15 protein-coding genes are annotated in these 19621 nt (G+C 40.4%); 14 read left to right on the top strand and 1 reads right to left on the bottom strand.

What is annotated here, in order from left to right; genetic code table 11:
* The first annotated feature begins 8 nt into the window (after positions 1-8).
* The 6 genes from MHI25_RS14395 (at position 9) to MHI25_RS14420 (ending at position 8688) form a co-directional block, all read left to right on the top strand.
* Positions 9-1229, top strand: coding sequence for an FAD-dependent oxidoreductase (locus tag MHI25_RS14395; RefSeq protein ID WP_076185964.1), 1221 nt, complete (start codon positions 9-11; stop codon positions 1227-1229).
* Between the two features lie 244 nt (positions 1230-1473).
* Positions 1474-2442: an ABC transporter permease subunit gene (locus tag MHI25_RS14400; protein ID WP_076129315.1), complete on the top strand. Its 969-nt coding sequence runs from the start codon at positions 1474-1476 to the stop codon at positions 2440-2442.
* Positions 2443-2471: 29 nt separating this feature from the next.
* Positions 2472-3368: a carbohydrate ABC transporter permease gene (locus tag MHI25_RS14405; RefSeq protein WP_036678249.1), complete on the top strand. Its 897-nt coding sequence runs from the start codon at positions 2472-2474 to the stop codon at positions 3366-3368.
* Positions 3369-3440: 72 nt separating this feature from the next.
* On the top strand, positions 3441-5126 hold the full coding sequence (locus tag MHI25_RS14410) for an extracellular solute-binding protein (RefSeq protein WP_340395566.1): 1686 nt from the start codon (positions 3441-3443) through the stop codon (positions 5124-5126).
* A 171-nt stretch (positions 5127-5297) separates the two neighbouring features.
* Positions 5298-6878, top strand: coding sequence for a response regulator (locus MHI25_RS14415; RefSeq protein ID WP_076185961.1), 1581 nt, complete (start codon positions 5298-5300; stop codon positions 6876-6878).
* A 16-nt stretch (positions 6879-6894) separates the two neighbouring features.
* A complete protein-coding gene (locus tag MHI25_RS14420; RefSeq protein ID WP_076185958.1) occupies positions 6895-8688 on the top strand; it encodes a sensor histidine kinase in 1794 nt (597 codons plus the stop codon).
* A 37-nt stretch (positions 8689-8725) separates the two neighbouring features.
* On the opposite strand, the gene MHI25_RS14425 is transcribed toward MHI25_RS14420, so the two are convergent.
* The gene (locus tag MHI25_RS14425) at positions 8726-8932 is read right to left on the bottom strand and encodes a DUF1657 domain-containing protein (RefSeq protein WP_036678243.1); all 207 of its coding nucleotides are present in this window, start codon (positions 8930-8932) and stop codon (positions 8726-8728) included.
* A gap of 207 nt (positions 8933-9139) precedes the next feature.
* Here MHI25_RS14425 and MHI25_RS14430 point away from each other — a divergent pair, with 207 nt between their 5' ends.
* From MHI25_RS14430 to MHI25_RS14465, 8 genes are all read left to right on the top strand, one after another.
* Entirely contained in the window at positions 9140-10000 is an 861-nt protein-coding gene (locus MHI25_RS14430; RefSeq protein WP_076129318.1) for a DUF421 domain-containing protein, read from the top strand.
* A gap of 859 nt (positions 10001-10859) precedes the next feature.
* Positions 10860-12137 (top strand): right-handed parallel beta-helix repeat-containing protein, encoded by a 1278-nt coding sequence (locus tag MHI25_RS14435; protein ID WP_340012735.1) that lies wholly within the window; start codon positions 10860-10862, stop codon positions 12135-12137.
* A 199-nt stretch (positions 12138-12336) separates the two neighbouring features.
* The gene (locus MHI25_RS14440; RefSeq protein WP_340012544.1) at positions 12337-13779 is read left to right on the top strand and encodes a spore germination protein; all 1443 of its coding nucleotides are present in this window, start codon (positions 12337-12339) and stop codon (positions 13777-13779) included.
* A complete protein-coding gene (locus MHI25_RS14445) occupies positions 13776-14927 on the top strand; it encodes a Ger(x)C family spore germination protein (RefSeq protein ID WP_076301985.1) in 1152 nt (383 codons plus the stop codon). Before MHI25_RS14440 ends, MHI25_RS14445 begins: the two co-directional genes overlap by 4 nt.
* A 21-nt stretch (positions 14928-14948) precedes the next feature.
* Positions 14949-16037, top strand: a complete 1089-nt coding sequence (locus MHI25_RS14450) for a GerAB/ArcD/ProY family transporter (RefSeq protein ID WP_076185951.1) — start codon at positions 14949-14951, stop codon at positions 16035-16037.
* A gap of 131 nt (positions 16038-16168) precedes the next feature.
* Complete coding sequence (locus MHI25_RS14455) at positions 16169-17146, top strand: MoxR family ATPase (protein ID WP_076217909.1); 978 nt, start codon at positions 16169-16171, stop codon at positions 17144-17146.
* 3 nt (positions 17147-17149) lie between these two features.
* Positions 17150-18238 (top strand): DUF58 domain-containing protein, encoded by a 1089-nt coding sequence (locus MHI25_RS14460; protein WP_076129323.1) that lies wholly within the window; start codon positions 17150-17152, stop codon positions 18236-18238.
* Entirely contained in the window at positions 18235-19563 is a 1329-nt protein-coding gene (locus MHI25_RS14465) for a hypothetical protein (RefSeq protein WP_339282072.1), read from the top strand. The genes MHI25_RS14460 and MHI25_RS14465 overlap by 4 nt, the downstream gene beginning before the upstream one ends.
* Positions 19564-19621: the final 58 nt, after the last annotated feature.

The following is a 19621-nucleotide window of genomic DNA, read 5'->3' on the forward strand; positions in this document are numbered from 1 at the left end:
CAATTGAAATGGAAAAGAAGACAGAACAGTATGATGTCGTCATTATCGGTGGCGGGGCTGCTGGATTAACAGCAGGGATCTATTGTGGACGAGCAAAATTGAAGACACTTCTTTTGGAAAAATCGCTGGTAGGCGGTCTTGCGACTTATACTAATGAAATAGAAAATTATCCTGGTTTTCCTGAAGGAACGACCGGAACAGATCTTATGGGATTATTTCATAAACAAGCCAAAAAATTTGGTGTTGATTTCAAAATGACAGATGTCAAATCTGTCTCGGCAGCGGAAGAGATTAAAGTAGTGGAAACCTTTCGGGTTCGATATGAATGTAAAGTCATTATCATAGCCAGTGGAGGAAAACCAAGAATTACAGGTGCAGCTAATGAAGATATGTTCTTATATGATAAAGGAATTTCCTTTTGTGCAACCTGTGACGCTGCGGCAAATACGGGAAAAACAGTTATGGTCGTTGGCAGTGGTGATGCAGCTATTGAGGAAGGGATGTTTCTGACTAAGTTTGCAGATAAAGTGATCGTATCTGTCATGCATGATCATGGGAAAATGGATTGTAATGAAATTGCCAAAACGCAGGCACTAGAAAACCCTAAAATGGAATTCATGTGGAATACGGTGGTAAGTTCTTTCGAAGGTGAGGAACGTTTGAATTCCGTCGTCCTGAAAAATTTAAAATCTAATGAACTGCAAAACGTAAAGGTCGATTCATGTTTCTTATTTATTGGATACACCCCTAACACAGAAATTTTATCAGGGGTAGTAGATCTAAATCGTAATGGATATGTACTTATTAATGAGAAAATGGAAACGAATATACCTGGGGTCTTTGCAGCAGGAGATGTGTGCGATAAGTTTCTTAAACAAGTTGCTACCGCTGTTGGCGATGGTGCCATTGCAGGGTATGGTGCAGAGAAGTATATATCTGAATGTGAGGTGTATGAGCATCAAATTCTGAATCAAGGCAAAGCATCTGTTGTTTATTTATGGAATGCCACAGATCCTTCCTGTCGGGAGTTATTGCCTCTAATTGAGGGATTTGAGCAATCCCATTCGGATGTCAGGGTCACAAAGGTAGATGTATATAAGTCACCCGGACTTGCTGCCAAGCTAGGGATAGATTCAGTTCCTTCTATTGTTTATCTGGATAATGGGAAGGTCCAAAAAGTAATTACTGAAAAGATAAATGAAGAAATACTGAGGACTCTTGCTAATTAAGGAGAAAGTCAAAGACACATACAGATGTTATCTCTGTATGTGTCTTTTTTTATTCAAGCTTAAGGAATATGAGACGAGCTAATGCAAGAGAGTGTCAAAGTATCAATAATAGTTGTTTTGTCATATATTTTTGAAAGCGCTTAAACCTTATGATTATTTTATAAATGTTGCAACTATAGCGGAGGGAGAAAGGACATCAATTATCTGTACATATCTTCAAAATCATCACAAGGAGGATTCACCTATGGCGAACGCAAGCGTCGCACCAGACAAGAGATCCGGACCGAATCTCAACAAGCAACGAACTAGCGGGATCAGACGCTTTTTTAAGCAAATAGATCTACAGCTTATGGTATTACCAGCACTTGTTCTAGTTTTTATTTTTGCCTATATCCCCATGTACGGGATTCTAATTGCATTCCAGGATTACAAGTTAGGAAATAGCTTTATTAGCAGTGACTGGGTTGGCTTAAAGCACTTTATTTACTTCTTTAATGCTCCTGAATTTGAAGTGGTTATGAAAAATACAATCATTATCAGCTTACTGAAGTTTTGTTTTGGATTTCCTGCACCGATTATTTTGGCGTTAATGCTGAACGAAGTCCGTAAGATGTTCTTTAAACGGGTGATTCAGACCGTTACTTACTTGCCACACTTCTTATCTTGGGTAGTTATCGGCTCAATGGTTACCTCGATGTTATCCGTAGATAACGGCAGTATAAATATGCTGCTTGAGAAATTGAAATTCATTGATGAACCGATCAACTTCCTTTCCATGACAGAATATTTCTGGGGCATTTTAGTTACAACCAATGTATGGAAAGAAATTGGATTTGCTTCAATCGTGTACTTAGCTGCCATTGCTGGTATTGACCCGCATTTATACGAAGCGGCTTCGATGGATGGTGCAAGTCGGTTTAAACAGATATATTTGATAACGTTGCCTTCAATTATGCCAGTTGTAATCATCTTTATGATTTTGGCAATCGGTAATCTGGTGAATGCAGGATTCGAAGATATTTTGATCCTAGCTTCCAATCCAGCTCTACGAGAAGTGTCAGATTCAGTTGATGTATATGTTGTACGTGTCGGTATAGACAATTTCAGGTACTCCTATGCGACTGCTATCGGATTGTTCAAGGCCGTGATCAGCGTGACATTACTTACCTTTGCCAACTTCATTGCCAGAAGAGCAGGGAACAGCTTGTGGTAATGAATTACTCAATATAGGGGGACCAAACTATGAAACGTATTAATATAGGAGATCGAATATTTATAGGATTCATATATGTATTTTTGACCTTACTGGCATTTTCCGCTTTTTATCCATTTTGGAACTCACTTGTTATTTCCTTTAATGAGGGGATGGATACTTCGAAAGGTGGAGTTACTTTCTGGGTCCGTGAGTTCACGCTTGAGAATTATAAGATCGTTTTTGAAGATTCTCGTCTAATGGGTGGATTCGTCATTGCTACATTGCGGACAGTAATCGGTACAGTAACAGCGATACTGGCCACTTCGATATTCGCTTATGGAATGTCGAAGCGTGAACTGATGGGTCGCAAATACTACATGATTATGTGTATCATTACTATGTATTTCGGTGGGGGACTCATTCCGTCATACATGCTTATCAGAAGTTTAGGTCTCTTCAACTCATTTTGGGTGTTTATAATTCCTGCACTGGTCAGCGTATGGAATATGATCATATTCCGGACCTTCTTTCAAGGTCTTCCACAAGGTTTAGAGGAGTCAGCAAAGATTGACGGTTGCGGATATTGGGGGACTTTTGTCCGCATCGTGCTTCCTTTGTCGGGACCAGTTATAGCAACATTATCTTTGTTCACAGCAGTAAATCACTGGAATGAGTGGTTCGTAGCGAGTATTTACATTACGAAAGAGGAGTTAATGCCGATTCAGACCATCTTAAGACAGATATTGTTCTCTAATATTGCTTCAGAACAGCTGTCTAATGTAGATGCAAGCTCCATTGCTCATATTAACTCGGCAAAGAAAATAACCTCGAAGTCATTAACGATGGCTACGATCATGGTTGCAACCATTCCGATTGTATGTGTGTATCCATTCCTACAAAGATTCTTCGTTAAAGGGGTCTTGGTCGGATCATTGAAAGAGTAGGATGATAGAATGAGAATGGGTTTAGAGCGTATTGCTTTGAACATAGATTACAAATTGAAAGGGGAAAATACATTGAAGACTAAGAGAAAGATGCTTCTCAGTATGATGTCTACCTTGCTATTAACGACTTTGGTGGCGGGTTGTGGTGGCAACAATTCAAGCGCTCCGGCGGCAACTGCTGAACCAGAGAAAGAAGGAGGAACAGCGGTCAACACAGCAACTGAAGCACCTGCGGCTGATTTGTATGAATTAGGGAAAGAACCGCTTGAAGTCTCATTCTACGGAAATTACGGCTGGTATCAAATGCCGAAATGGGGCAAAGATGCTGCTTCTAAATGGATTTTAGATAATCTGAAGATCAATGTCACAGGAATTAGCTCTGGTGGTAATAACGCTCAAAAGCTGCAAACGATGATCGTTGGTAACGAGCTGCCGGATATTGTGTGGACCGAGAAAGGTGCTGACGTAGAACGTCTTCGCCAAGCGGATATGCTAGTTCCTTTGGATGAATATATTGATAAATATCCAAACTTTAAGAAATACTTAACAGCTGGACATTTGGAATTGCTTCGTTCCCCTGATGGGAAGATCTATCAGCTGCCGAATTATTATACAACTCAACCAAACGGAAACGCCGGTTATGCTATTAATAAAAAGATTTACAAAGAGCTTGGTTCTCCTAAGCTAGAAACGACAGATGATTTGTATGCTTATTTAAATGCTGTTAAGGCAAAGTTCCCTGACGTTATTCCGTTCGAGACGGGTTTAGCGAGAGATGGTAACGGAATTGACCAGTTATTCTCCTCTTTTAAAGAGAGTAATCTGTCGTATACTAGAATATACGCCGTACCTGATGGCGATAAAATGGGTTCGATATACAAGGATGAAGGATTCCGTGAGTCAGTTGTATTTGCTGCTAAATTAATGCGTGAGAAGCTAATGACGCAGGATGCGAATACTCAAACAGAAGATCAAATTAGAGAGAAAGCGATGAATGGCAAGTTTGCTGTTATTGCGACTTTTGATCCAATGAAATTGCTCGCCACTGCTGATGAAGAGATGAAGAAGACGGATCCGGAAGCTGGATATATGTTTATTAAACCGATTTACAAAGCTGGTTTGGATCAAAGTAAGATTACTCCAGGAACGTATAATCAGTTAGGTTGGAACGTTGCTACAATCACTAAAAACGCTAAAAATCCAGAGGCTGTATTCGCTATGCTTGACTGGATGACAGGACCAGAAGGTTCTATGGTTCTTAACTGGGGTCCTCCAGGACCAGAAGGGTATTGGGATGGATTTGAAGCAGATGGACTTACTCCTAAATTTAATAAAGATAAATATCTGAATGAGCCAGAAGCTCTGTCCGAAATTAACGGAAAAGCCGGTGACTTGGTATGGGTAGGTAATACTGTTTTCTTGGATAATACAAAGAAAATGATGTTGCAAACCCTTCCAGCTGACAAGATTGACTTTAGTAACCGTTGGCAGATGGAAGTAACTTGGGCTTCGCAAGGTGACTTTACGGAGTTCCTGAATTGGGATCCGGCTCCAGACAGTGAAGAAGGGATTATCAGACAAAGTGTCAGAGATATCTGGTTAACAGCAAGAGCAAAATCGATGTATGCGAAGACTGATGCAGAAGCATTAGCAATTCTTGATAAAGCACATGAAGATTCTATCAAGGTTGGCTATGAGAAATTCCTTGATTATGTAACAAAAGTATGGACAGAAAATAAGAAAGCTTTAGGTAAATAATAATTTGTAATACGAAGGTTTGCTATTTAGCAAGCCTTCGTTTTTACGTCCCATTTCTTGTACTCATTGTTTTATCAGCTGTTAGGGAAGAGAATGAATGGTATACTGAAAAAGATTGGTTAGTAGAATTCAGCTGGTTGGATTAAAACATTTCAAAGGGGGATTGTGTTGATGTACAACGTATTATTAGTAGACGATGAGATGCTTGATCTTGAAGGCATGAGACAATTCATTCCTTGGAATGAACTGGGTATGCAGGTCGTGGAGGCAGCGAATAACGCGTTTACGGCATGCGATATTTTAGAACAGCATGTTATTGATATTATTGTTAGTGATGTGAATATGCCGAATATGTCGGGTCTAGAGCTGGCTCGGATTGCCATAGAGAAAAAAAACGATATACGTGTGATTTTTGTAAGCGGTTACCAGGATTTCAGCTATGTGAAACAGGCGCTTTCACTAAAAGCATATAGCTATGTCCTTAAGCCAATGGATGACAAGGAACTTATTGCTGCACTACAGAAAGTAAAGCAGGATTTAGATGATGAAAGTAAACGGCGTGACGTTGAAGAAGCTTATCAGCATATGATTCCTATGGCCAAGAATGATTTGTTGATCCGCTTATTTGAAGGGGAATGGGAGGGGGACACTCAAGCTGGAATGTTAAAGCTTATGAAGTCCTACGGTCTGGATAAGCTGGAATGGCCTATACGTGTGGCGGTTTTGGAGCTGGATTATTTCAACTGGTTGCAAGAACAGGATAATCTAACTAAACATCTAATGTCCAAGGACTTTCTGTATGAAGTGAATACTATTGCTCAGAAGCACGGTATGCCACATTGCTATAAGGTATCTTCTTATCGAATCGCGTTGTTGATTAACGAACAGGAGATGGAGAAGTTTATTGAAGAAATTTATGAGTCAATTCGCACAAAATTTCCTGTCACTATGACCGTAGGGGTAGGGAAGCCTACATTTGCTATGGACCAGGTCCACACCTCCTATCGGCAAGCTATGGAAGCCGTTGACGGAAAGATGTTTCTCGGCAAGGGCAAACTAATTATGTATGAAACGGTTAGCAGCGAACCTGGAATGATTGATGCCCGTACGTTGGATGCCCGTATGGATACACTTTTTAAAGCGATGAAAGAATATGAGTTAGTCCTTATTTATGACGAGATCGATAAGCTGTTTAAATCCGTGAGTAGTTTAAGATCTAAATTCACGATTCATAATCTAGCCATGTATATTATATGGAAGCTGGATCAGCAGTTGAAAGAGGTTAGTGAGGATTTATTTGAAATCTTAGGTATGGAGTTACATAGTTTAGATATTTTGCTTCAATTCGATACGATCAGTGATATACGCTCTTGGCTTGTACTCAAAACGTTTGAAATATCCGAGTATCTACGCAGTAAAACAGAGTCAGTGAACAATAAACTGATTAGAGAAATTATGCAAATGATGAAGGATAAGATGAGCGAGAATTTTACGTTAAAGGATATTGCACAGCAGTTCTCTTTCTCACCCAACTATTTGGGATATCTATTTAAAGAGGAAACTGGGAAAACGTTCAGCGAAGTACTCATTCAGCTGCGAATGGAACAAGCCGGCAAGCTTTTGAAAGATCCGAAGTGTAAAATCTATGAAATCGCGAGCCAGGTAGGTTACCGTTATCTTCCTTACTTCAGCAGACAATTCAAAGAAGCCTATGGTATGACACCTATGGAATATCGTAAGCGGGAGAAGTGATGGGGGATGATGTTGCATGAAACAACCAAGAAGTAAACATAAGTATGTGCCGATAGGGTATAAATTAATGCTGACGTATATTTTTTTCATTATTATCCCAGTATCTGTGATAGGTTTTGTCTCTCACTCTATGTACAATGATTCATTACGCGAGCATACAAGTTCGAATATTAAAGGTACGTTGTTGCAAATTCGCGATAATATTGATTATAAAATGGGGGAAGTTACCCGGATATCCACGCAATTATATAGTGATTATGATTTCTATCGGAATCTGCGAAGCTATGAAGAAGGCTGGGAGAATTATGACCGGATGTCTATGAAGGTACTTCCAAAGCTGGACGTAGCTATTCAATCAACGGGTATGAGGATTGGGATGTCGCTATTTTTAAAGAATGAATCCATTCCTGAGATCTATTCGAATTCACTAGAGGGCTATCTGGATAATAGTAGCTTCTATCATCTTTACCATATGAACCGGATTGAAGGGAAATCCTGGTATTATGATTTTCCAACCGAGAAATATGCGGAGACTATGAAATGGTGGCAGATTGAGCGCGATGTAGAAAATAATCGTATCTCGTTGCTACGTAGATTAATAGATACATATGATCCTCTTGTACCTAAGGAGATTGGCTTCCTGCGGATTAATGTAGGCATTCCAGATCTGTTCAATAGTGTGAATTATACGAAGATAGGAAAAGGAAGTATTCTAATTTTAAAAAACGAGTTCGGAAGAACGATGTACCAATCGGGAGAACTACCAGAGCACTATTCCAACGAAGCCGAACTTAATAAGGATTACCTGACGATTAGTGAAACAGTTACAGTTTCTAACCAAGCTTGGCAATTAAACGCGCTAGTTCCAATTACGATTCTTGAACAGGATGCAGTGAAGGTACGACTGTTTATTATTTTGATGTGTCTCATCTGTTGTGTAGTTTTTAGTTTTGTCGGCATATTTATATCCCGATATTTTTCAATTCGGATTAATAAGTTCGTGTACGTGCTGAATGCCTATCGGGAAGGTGATCTTCACAAGCGTATTTCCTATCGAGGCAAGGATGAATTCTCTCAGATTGCAACCGCATTAAATGATATGGGCGAAAATATCGATATGTTGATTAAAGAGGTATATTTGACGCAGCTCCAGAAGAAGGAAGCAGAGCTTGAAATTCTGCAATCACAAATCAATCCTCATTTTCTATATAATACGTTGTCATCTATTATTCAATTAGCCAAGTTTGGTCAAAATGAGAAGCTGCAGCAGATGGTGCTGGAATTAGCGAAGTTTTATCGCCTGACGCTTAATGAAGGACGAACCATGATTCCGGTCCCGACTGAAATTGAGCAGGCAAACGCTTATTTAGAAATTCAGAAAATTAAATACGGTGATCGTCTGGAAGTTATGTTTGATTTTGATACAGAAATCTGGCCTTATGAGACTATAAAACTGATTCTACAACCCTTTATCGAGAACGTGCTGAAGCACGCCTGGTGTGGTGATCACATTCATTTACGCATTGTTGGGCGTAAAGAGGGCAATGATATTCTATTCCGCATCATTGATGATGGAATCGGCATGAGACAGGAACGTATTGATCAAATTTTTGATCCAAAGGGCCACACGAATACAGGTTATGGGGTCCGTAATGTAGATCAGCGGATTAAACTGCAATATGGATCTGAGTACGGCGTAACCATTTTTAGCCGTGTTGGAATTGGCACTTCTGTTCAGATACTAATTCCTGCTAATAAGGGCAAGCGTGGCATTCGTTCGAATGTTGTACATGATGAAAAGGGGTCTTAAAGCTAGTTTTTCTAGCCTAAGACCCCTTTAATTTTAATTAAAATCCTTTATATTGAGGCTCTTCGGACTCCAATTCGGTTACCCGGTTCTCTACTTGAGTTACGATTTGTTGTGTTTGCTCGGCTGCGTTCGTGAACAAGGTTTTTGCACTCTCGTTTTGTGTTTCTAGTGCAAATTGTTCAAGACTGGCTTGAGCACCTTTTAAAGAAGATAAACATGTTTTAACTTGTGAGGCTACTGTCATTGAGTTTCTCTCCTCTGTGTTGGATTATTAGCATGACGAATGCTATTGTCCTCAAATGCTTCTAGCGTTATGCAGGAAAAAAATTCATACTTCTAGTAATAGATGATTTTCCATAAATAAGTAGTGAAATTCCGGATTGAATGCGCCTTTATTGACAAATAATGAGTGTTAGTAAACAAGTTTTGATTCAAAAGGAGGGTAATTGTAATGCCGGAGTGGTTAGAGGTTGTAGTTCGAACGCTCTTTGCTGTGGTTGTACTTTTCTTTTTAACAAAATTACTGGGAAAGAGACAAGTATCGCAGCTCTCGTTCTTCGAGTATATAACGGGGATAACCGTCGGCAGCTTAGCCGCTTACATTTCTTTGGATACGGATAAGTTATGGCATTTAGGGCTCATTGCACTGATTGTATGGGTGGCTTGTTCTTTAGGGATCGAATACCTTCAGATGAAGAGTAAAAAAGCAAGAGACTTTATTGATTTCAAGTCCACCGTACTAATTAAGGACGGAAAAATACTCGAAGATCATATGAAAAAAGAACGTTTAACCACAGATGAACTGCTGGAGGAATTACGCAAAAAAGACGTTTTCAATATATCGGAAGTGGAATTTGCGATTATGGAATCTGATGGAGCCATAAATGTTTTACTCAAGAGTGAATATCAGCCGGTAACCCCTAAGCAATTGGGTATAAAGGTTGCCCCGGAGAAAGAGTCGCAAGTTGTCATTATGGATGGTAAAGTGCTCGACAAACCATTAGACACCCTAAACCTGACGCGAAGCTGGCTGGATGGAGCCCTTGAGAAAATGGGTTTTACGGTTGAGAATGTTTTTCTTGGACAAGTTGATTCTTATGGTGAGCTGACTGTCGATTTGTATGCAGATAACTTTAAAGTCCCACAGCCGCAGGATAAGCCTCAATTATATGCTTTGCTGAAAAAGTGTGAAGCTGATTTAGAGATGTTCAGTTTATCAACAGATAACGAAAAAGCTAAAAAAATGTATGAACAATGTTCGGAGCAATTGCAGGCTTCACTGAAGGTTTTGAAACCGTTAATTCAAAGCTAAGGGTAAAGATAAAGGCACTCTCGAGTAAGATCGAGGGTGTTTTTTATATTAATTTAAATAAATGTAATAATATGGGCATAAAGTAGCTGTACAACTTCGAAATATTAATTATAGTTGAGATTAGGCTGGAGTTATAGATGACACAAGATTGGAGGAATGCCTTCGCTTTTTATTTACATCAGAAAACAAGGAGGAAGATGTTCACGTGAAACTAAAAGGAAGATTTTCATTCGGAATTATGGTTGCGCTTACAACTTCGCTGGTTCTAGGTAATTTGGCATGGAGTAACCCTACCGCTCAGGCAGCAAATATCTTCAGTAATGATTTTGAGAATGGAAGTGCCGACAATTGGATGAGTACAACAGGAACTTGGTCTGTAGTTGAAGAAGGTGGCAATCATGTGTATTACCAATCCAGTCAAAACGAAGGACGTTCGTTCTCCGGTAGCAACACGTGGACAGATTACAGCGTTCAAGCTGATGTGAAGATTGATGATTTCAATGGGACTAATCGAACTTATGTGTGCGGGCGCTATGTTGACGGAAATAACTATTATGCTGCATCTCTGTCTAACAGTAATGGTGGGACGCTTGAAATACGAAAAAAAGTGAATGGTTCAAGTTCAACACTGGCTAGTAAAACTGATTTTCCTATAACTACAGGGACTGCCTATACAGTTAGGCTAGAGCTTAGTGGAGATTCGCTTAAAATGTATGTTAATGATGTTTTACAGCTAAATGCACACGATAACATTTTGACAGCAGGAGGTATAGGACTTGTAGCTTATAAGACAGCAGCGAAGTTCGACAATATCAATGTCTCCGATATCACCACGGGCACTCCGACACCAACGCCTACTATAGCTCCAACAATTGCACCAACGGTAGCTCCTACGGCTACTCCAACAGCAAGCGCAACCCCCACTGCGACAGTAGCTCCAACCGTCACACCAACAGCAACACCAGTTGCAGGCTCTATTTATGTAGCTCCAAATGGTCTGGACAGCAACGCAGGAACAATTGGTAGTCCAACCACACTGGCCTCAGCGATTACGAAGGTAGCCCCCGGGGAAACCATCTATATGCGTGGAGGGGTTTACACGTATTCTTCAACAATAATTGTTGGACAAGATAATAGCGGAAGCTCTAACTTACGAAAGAACATCACTGCATATGGGACTGAGAAGCCTATATTGGATTTTTACGCTCAGCCATTTGACCCAGCTCAACGTGGTTTGCAGATATACGGTAACTACTGGAAGGTAAAAGGATTAGAGATAAGAGGCTCAGGAGACAATGGGATCTTTATTGGCGGGAACTATAACATTATTGAGAATGTTGAAACCCACCATAATCGGGATTCGGGACTGCAAATCAGCCGTTATGCTTCATCACTGACCAGCATGAGTCAATGGCCGAGCTATAATCAGATCATTGGAGTGTATTCTCATGATAATTATGATCCGGATAACGGGGAAGACGCTGATGGTTTTGCTGCTAAGCTGACCATAGGTCCTGGTAACGTATTCGATAAATGTATAGCTGCATGGAATACAGATGACGGCTGGGATCTTTACAGTAAATCAGAAACAGGCCCCATCGGAGTGGTGACGATCAAGAATAGTATCTCCTATAAGAACGGACAGACCTCAGATGGAAATTCAACGGCAAACAGTGATGGGAATGGATTCAAACTAGGTGGTGAAAAAATTGCAGTAAACCACATTGTGCTGAATAGCATAGCGTTTCAAAATAAAAAACACGGATTCACTTACAATAGTAATCCAGGTTCCATTCAGTTAACAAATAATACTTCTTGGAGTAACGGACAGAGTAACTTTGCTTTTGATGCCGGTACTCACCAATTTACGAACAACTTGTCTTTTGCTGGAGGATCGAGTGACAAAACAAGTGGAACCGATATTCTAAGTACTAATGTGTGGTGGAAAAGTAATGCAAGTACCAATGCCAAGGGTTTGGTGGCCAGTGCGGCTGATTTTGTAAGTCTTACACCTTCAGTGGTGCGAAATGCAGATGGTTCTTTTAGTCTGGGCAGTTTCCTCAAATTAACTGGGGGTAGCGATCTAATCGGAACTGGAACACCTAGCGGAACTAATATTGGTGCAACTTTTCCGTGATTTGAAAGCTAGGGGTATGAGCTCCTTATTTAATTGACTCTGTAGGATTAGATAGGTCATTTTATTCGATATTTTGATGGGCATGAGTCCGGTACTATACCGGATTTGTGCCTATTTGGTTTGTTTTAAGTATAAACCTTCCATCACGTTGGCAAACTAAGCCAGATTAACAAGTCACAATTTTGGAGGTAGTCTGCAGATGTCTGGAATTATTGAAACAATAAAAGAACAACTGGAAGGATCTAGTGATGCAGTTTTTCAAAACATTCGCCTTCATGGGCATTCCTGTGACTTGATCTATATCCCATTCATCGTAAATTCCCTGAGTCTTCATAAAGATATTGCATTGCCGCTAAAAAATGAAGCAAATTCAGAGCACAAATGGCCGGATTTTTTAGAACGACTGGATCGAGGAGCTGTTTTTCCCATCCCGTATCTTAAGGAGTTTGACATAAACAAGGCTGTGGATTTGATTGTCGCTGGAAAAGTAGTGCTTTATTTTGAAGAGCTTCCTTATGTTTATTATTTTGAGATCACGCAATATCAGAAAAGATCGGTTACGGAATCACAAAATGAACTTGTGGTGATTGGACCACAAGAAGCATTTATTGAAGATATTGAAACAAATCTGTCCCTGCTCCGACACAAAATTAAACATCCGGATCTAAAGACTATTCATTATACGATTGGTAAATATACAAAAACTGATGTGTATGTTGTATATATTGAAGGACTTTATAAAAAAGAAGTTCTTACTGAAATTGAAAAGCAACTAAATGAAATAGATATTGATGGCATATTGGGCATTAGTTATATATCGGAACAATTACGGAAGGGGAACTTGACACCATTTCCGGTATTTCAATATACAGAACGTCCCGACTCGGTGGCAGCTTCTTTAATGGAAGGCCGGATCGGAATATTACAGGATGGCACACCCACTGCAATGATTGCACCTACCTCTTTTTTTACAATGCTACAATCCTCTGAGGATTATTATCAAAGCTTCTATGCCGCAAGCTGGATTCGAATGGTTCGATTTGTGTTCTCCATCCTATCGATGATTCTTCCATCGCTTTATGTTGCGATTACAACCTTTCATCCTCAGATCATTCCCTCAAACCTGTTAATTACGATAGCATCTGCCAGAGAGAACATTCCTTTCTCAGCATTGACTGAGGCTTTGATTATGGAGCTTACCTTCGAAGCCCTTAGAGAAGCTGGAACCCGAATACCAAAGCCTGTGGGCCAGACCGTTTCTATTATTGGGGGTATAGTCATCGGTCAGGCTGCGGTACAAGCGGGAATTGTATCCGCTCCAATGGTTATTGTTGTTTCCATTACCGGAATTGCCACCTACATTATTCCCCATTATGAGCTCGGTCTGACTTTTCGCTTACTTCGTTTCCCTTTATTGATTATGGGGGGAACAATGGGATTGCTCGGGGTATATATTACAGCTTTTTTGATTTACGGACATTTAGCTAATCTTAGACCGTTAGGCTCACCGTATTTACAACCCGTTGCCCCTTTGGTGTTAGAAGATTGGAAGGACACATTATCTCGCTTTCCCTCTAACTATATGAAGAAACGCAGCAAACTTTATAGCAACAGGAATCTAAGGAGACAGAATCAAAAATGAGAACTCTAAAGATAGGAGTTGTTATACTTCTACTCCTAAATTTAACAGGCTGTTGGTCTTCAAAGGTGGAACTGGACGAATTAACCTTTGTGTACGGCTTATTTATAGATGTAGGCAAAGAAGCAGGCACCGTTGAAATTACGATTAACTCTCCTTTGCCCAATCGTCTCAACTCGGGAAGCCAGCCCTCAAGTGGTGGCGGTGATGGGAATAGTTATTCTACAGTTTCTAAGACCGCAGATACGATCGCAGACGCCATGTTACTAGTTCAGAAAGATCTGACACGTCAACTTAGTCTTTCCCAATTGAAAATAATTGTCTTAGGGAAAGCTTATGCAGAACAAGGGATTGGTGAACTCCTATTATGGATTAGAAGAGAGCCAAGTCTCCCCCTTGGAACCTATGTCATGGCTAGTCCCGGCAGTGCAAAAGAGATGAATACATTAACACCTATCTATGAACAATTGCCTTCTGATGTACTGAGGAGCTTTGGAACAGAAAAATACATGTTTTCGACTACAATTAAGGACTGCATATTCGCTGAGGCTTCGGGCGTTGGATTTGCTATAAATAATCTTTCATTTGGCAAAAAAGAAGAAACTACAAAAGAAGGCAAACCACAATATTGGGCAGGCATTCAAGGAGCTATGTTGTTTCAGAATGAGAAAATGAAGGGAATACTAAAGCTTAAAGAGGGGAGGGCATTGGCATGGGCCGCAGGCAAGCTTAAGCTGTCGGTTTATTCTGTTACCTGGGATGGTGGAGAAAGTGCAGCAAGTGTTGTATTTGTTAGCACCAAATCTTCGAAAAAAGTAAAAATAACGGATAAGGGTCCAGTTTTTACAGTGAAATTAAAGGGAAAAGCTAGTGTGATTTATTTAAGGGATCCTAAGAAAAGAAATCTAGAGGAGATCAGTAATATCATTACAGAGAAACTAAGCGATAAAGTAACTGCTAATCTGACCGAAGCTATACGTTTATCCCAGCAAGCAGGTGCGGATGTTCTACAGCTCGGCATGTTGCTGGAATGGAATGATCCGAAACTTTGGAAGCAATTAAGAGAACGTTGGGATAATTACTACGCTCATGAGGCAGATATTAAGGTGAAGACGGACTTTCGGATTGTGGATTTTGGGACAGCAAAATAAAGAACTGAGGAAGGAGAAGTTATGCGTACAACAAAGTGGCAGCTGTTCCGGTTTATCACCATTTTTTTTAGCTCACAAACCACCATTTTTTTGATACCAGCTATTATTGCTACTTCCTCTTATCAAGGCTGGATTGCATTAATCGTTGGCTCCTTATTAGGATTGATATTATTGTGGTTTACAATCTATGTTGGTAAGCTGCGACCTAATCAAGCTTGGGTTCACTTTGGAAAAGAGATCATTGGCAAATGGCCACATAAATTTATGATTCTGCTCCTACTATGCTGGTGTGTTTATTATGTTTCTTTCGATATAGAGAATTTCGTACTATTTTTCGGCTCGAATTATTTAAGAGGAACTCCACCTCTATTTATCCAGTGTGTCGTTGGTCTCGTAATCATGTACACGGCAAGTCTAGGATTTGCAACAATTACATATATGGCCGATGGATTATTTATTATTTTCTTTATTACCGTGATCATATTATTTAATTTATTCCTTCCAAACGCGGACTTTAATATGGTACCTGCTTTCTTTCATTATCATGATCCTGGAATCGCCCTGAAAGATTCTATTGTGGTCATGTCATGGTTTGGAGAATGGATTGTGCTTTTGTTCATTGCACCTGATTTAAAAATTGAAGCGAAAATGATGAAAAGATTAGTATTTGCGCAGTTCTATGTTTCAATTACGGTCTTAATAGGATGGTTATTGACAATGATGAGTTTTGGTCCACATTTAGGCCAGCAACTCCAATATCCTTTTCTTGAGATGGTGCGTAGTTCAAAAGAAGATAATTTATTAGGTAATACTGACCCGCTTTTGATTGGAATATGGTCGTCTTCGATGTTTATTCACAGCGCTTTCCTTATCTATGTAGCTTCAAAATGTGTAGCAAGTTTGTTTAATACTAATAGTAAAAAATTTTACGTTCCCCTTTTAACACTGGCTTCAGTGACAATAGCATACTTATATTCACGCGACGTCGGCAGATATTACGAACACTACAAAAGCTTTGCCATTGTGATCATTTGGCTAATCGTTGAAAGCATACCCATCTATTATGGGATTGTAGCCTTTTTTCGATATCGGCATAAGACTGCGAAATGAAAATCGAATGGAAGACGGGTGCTGTCTAATTACGGACAGTGCTTTTTTTGTGAATTATAAATCGGGTACGCTTTCTGTTATGATTAAAGCACTTATTACATAATTATCCTCAGATTGGATGGTGTATTCACATGAATCTTCAAGAAGTAACTGAACTTATCAAATCTATTAGGGCCAATCTTGCCAAAGTCATTGTAGGAAAAGAGGAGGGAGTAGACCTGCTGCTGACCGCATTACTTGCGAATGGACATGTCTTGCTGGAAGATGTACCTGGTACGGGTAAAACCTTGCTGGCAAAGGTTCTTGCCAAATCATTGGATTGTTCATTTAAGCGCATACAATTTACGCCGGATTTATTGCCTTCCGATTTAAGCGGGATCAACTATTACAATCAGAAGACGGGAGAGTTTCAGTTCAGACCAGGTCCGGTATTTGCTAATATACTGCTGGCTGACGAAATTAATCGTGCAACACCTAGAACCCAATCCAGCCTACTGGAGTGTATGGAGGAACGGCAAATTACTATCGATGGGGTAACGCACGGATTAGAAGCACCGTTTCTTGTCATTGCTACTCAGAATCCGATAGACAACCAAGGGACCTTCCCACTGCCTGAGGCTCAATTAGATCGATTTTTGATGCGGATTACTACGGGTTATCCTACCTTTGATGAAGGGATACATATTTTGCAGCGTTTTCGTGAGAATAATCCGCTCGAAGAGTCTTTTCCTGTAGCAACGGCACAAGATATTCAAGCCGCACAGCGTTTAGCCGCATCGGTAAGTATCAGTGATGATTTATTAGGTTATATCGTACGGATAACGGAAGCTACACGCAAATCTACGGCAGTAAAACTGGGTGCGAGTCCACGTGCCAGTGGCGCGTTGCTTAGATCAGCTCAGGGATATGCACTTATTCAAGGCAGATCCTATGTAACACCGGATGATATCAAAGCCGTGGCTGTTTCCGTGCTTGCACATCGTCTGCTGCTTCATCGGGGATTAGGCTCAAGAGAGGGACAAGCCGCGGATATTGTATTGCAAGTGCTTCGTGAAGTTGAGGTGCCTGCTGAACCCGTGACGTCCTTAAGAGGCGGAAAGGTGGAATGACCTATGGCTTTGCCTTGGTTCATTTTCATTACAGTGGCGTTGGTGTTACTTCTTGCTGACATTTATAAACGGAATGGTCTGAAAGCGCTTAGTTATTCTCGTTATTTTTCAAGTAAGACTGCTTATGAAGGAGAACGTATTGAGATGATCGAGGAGATCATTAATGCGAAGCTTCTTCCTTTGCCGTGGCTCCGATTGGAGTCTAGTATTGCGAGAGGTCTGGAATTTGGAAGTCAGGATAATCTTGGGATTAGTACAGGAGAAATCTCTCAGAATCATATTAGTTTATTCTATTTAAAATCTTATCGTCATATTAAAAGACGGCATCAAGTGACATGTGAGCGTCGTGGTTTATATCGTTTAGAATCCGTGACTATGACAACGGGAGATCCATTTGGTTTGACTCGAAAAAACAAAACATATCCACTCGAGTTAGAGTTGTTGATCTATCCCGTTCTGCTGAATCTAGACGAGCTTCCATTGCCCATTCATAGCTGGCTGGGTGAGCTTCCTGTGAAAAGATGGATCGTTGAAGACCCTTTTCTGACTGCTGGCATTCGTGAATATAGCTCAGGAGATTCTATGGGATTGGTAAACTGGAAGGCTACAGCACGTACTGGTGTTATGCAGGTTCATAAAAAAGATTACACGGCTGATTCCCGGCTCGTCATCTGTCTGAATATAGAGGACAGTGATTCCATGTGGAGAACGGTGACTGATGTGGAACGAATCGAGCAAGGAATAAGATATGCAGCGACTATAGCTGAATACGCAATGCAGCATGGAATTGAGACCGGATTAATCTGTAATGGCAGATTGGACGATGCTGGCGAAAGAGATCCAATTGAAGCAGAGCCGATGGCTCAGCTCGAAGATATGTTAGAGCTCCTGGCAAGGCTGAAGCTGGATAGAACACTTCCTATGAGTCGACTATTGGAATTGCAGGTTGAGAGTGGAATTAGTGACACAGACTTTCTAATCATAAGCTGCCATAGGGGAGCAGAATTGCAAAAGGCGACGGATCTCCTAATGCAGCAAGGCAATGGTGTGGAATGGCTGGATATTCCGGAACAAGGGAGAGAGAGCGCATGAAGCTTACGTTGTCTGGCTATGTAAGGGAAACAGTGAAACTCTGGTTGTGGTCTATTATTGAATTGTTGCTATTTCTACCGGTTTGGGTTCTATTTCAGATTTATTTGTTGCCCCAACAAGATGAACAAATATGGTTGATTGCGCTGCCTATACTAGCTTTAGCAGGCATTCTTTTGCGCAATTTTTGCAATGTAAGATGGAAGCAATTACTTGCCGCCTTAATCCTCGGGGCATTATTAGGTGTGGCTTCAGGGAGTTTATCCATCGAAAGCCTTCCCTTAGGTGTGGCTGGAATTATATGTACATTCTTAGGGATGACGGTAGACTCTAGAAATAATAGATTCAGAATGTTTTGGATAGGTATAATAATCTATTTTGTGGCAACTATAGCGTTTCATAGAGTTCCTGAATTGGAGCCAAGTGTGCCGTTATTGACCTGGTGTGGCAGTCTGTATTTAATACTGACTTTACTTATTTCTAATAGCAGCTATATACGATACAGCGCACTTACTGAAGAGAATGAAACGCTGCCCAAAGGGATACAACGGAATAATCGTATATATGTCATTGTGATTGGAGTTATTGCAGCTGTACTAGCGGCAGGTGTCGGTAAAGCTATAGGATCATTGGTATGGAGACTCTTACGCTCATTTTTCAATTTTATTAATCAGTTATTTTCTGGCACAAAAGAACCAGAGCCTCCGCCAGCAGAATTGCCGCCAGCAACTCCGATGTTACCACCAATTGGCGAGCAAAAGCGTGGCTGGCTAGCTATTATACTAGAATACGGGTTTTATATTTTGGCGGCGGTATTATTGGGATTTGCAGCCTATTATGCACTTCGCTGGTTGTACAGAAATGCTGGAGAAAAGTGGCGGAAAGTCATAGATGCATTGTTATCGATGTTACGTAGGGAACATACCCCTAAGAATAATACAGCATATCTTGACGAGGAGAAAAGCGTCTTTACTTGGGAACAAACCGTTCGAGGGTTAAAGGATTTCTGGAGCTCTCGTCTTCCTTCAAAACATCGTAAGGATCGCTGGGATCAGATGAATGGCGAGCAGGAACGTGTCCGTTGGCTTTATCGGCGGTGGCTTAATATAAAGCGCGATAACGGTTATGAAATGAAAAGTTATCTTACGCCGCAGGAAACAAAAAGGGATGTTTTGCTATGGGGAGATCGTAGCAAGCATAAACGTAAGGGTGATGATGATTCTTTAGCAGCAGATCAATTGATTGAAATATATGAAAAAGTTAGATACGGAGAAGACGAGCCTGCCGCTTCTGATATTGCAGCTTTGAAAAATCAACTGAAATTATAGAATCATTTTCAGAATATATGCAAATTGGAACAAATAGGTTACAAAAGACCTGTAAGAG

Source organism: Paenibacillus sp. FSL E2-0177, assembly GCF_037992975.1.
Lineage (GTDB): Bacteria > Bacillota > Bacilli > Paenibacillales > Paenibacillaceae > Paenibacillus_AQ > Paenibacillus_AQ odorifer.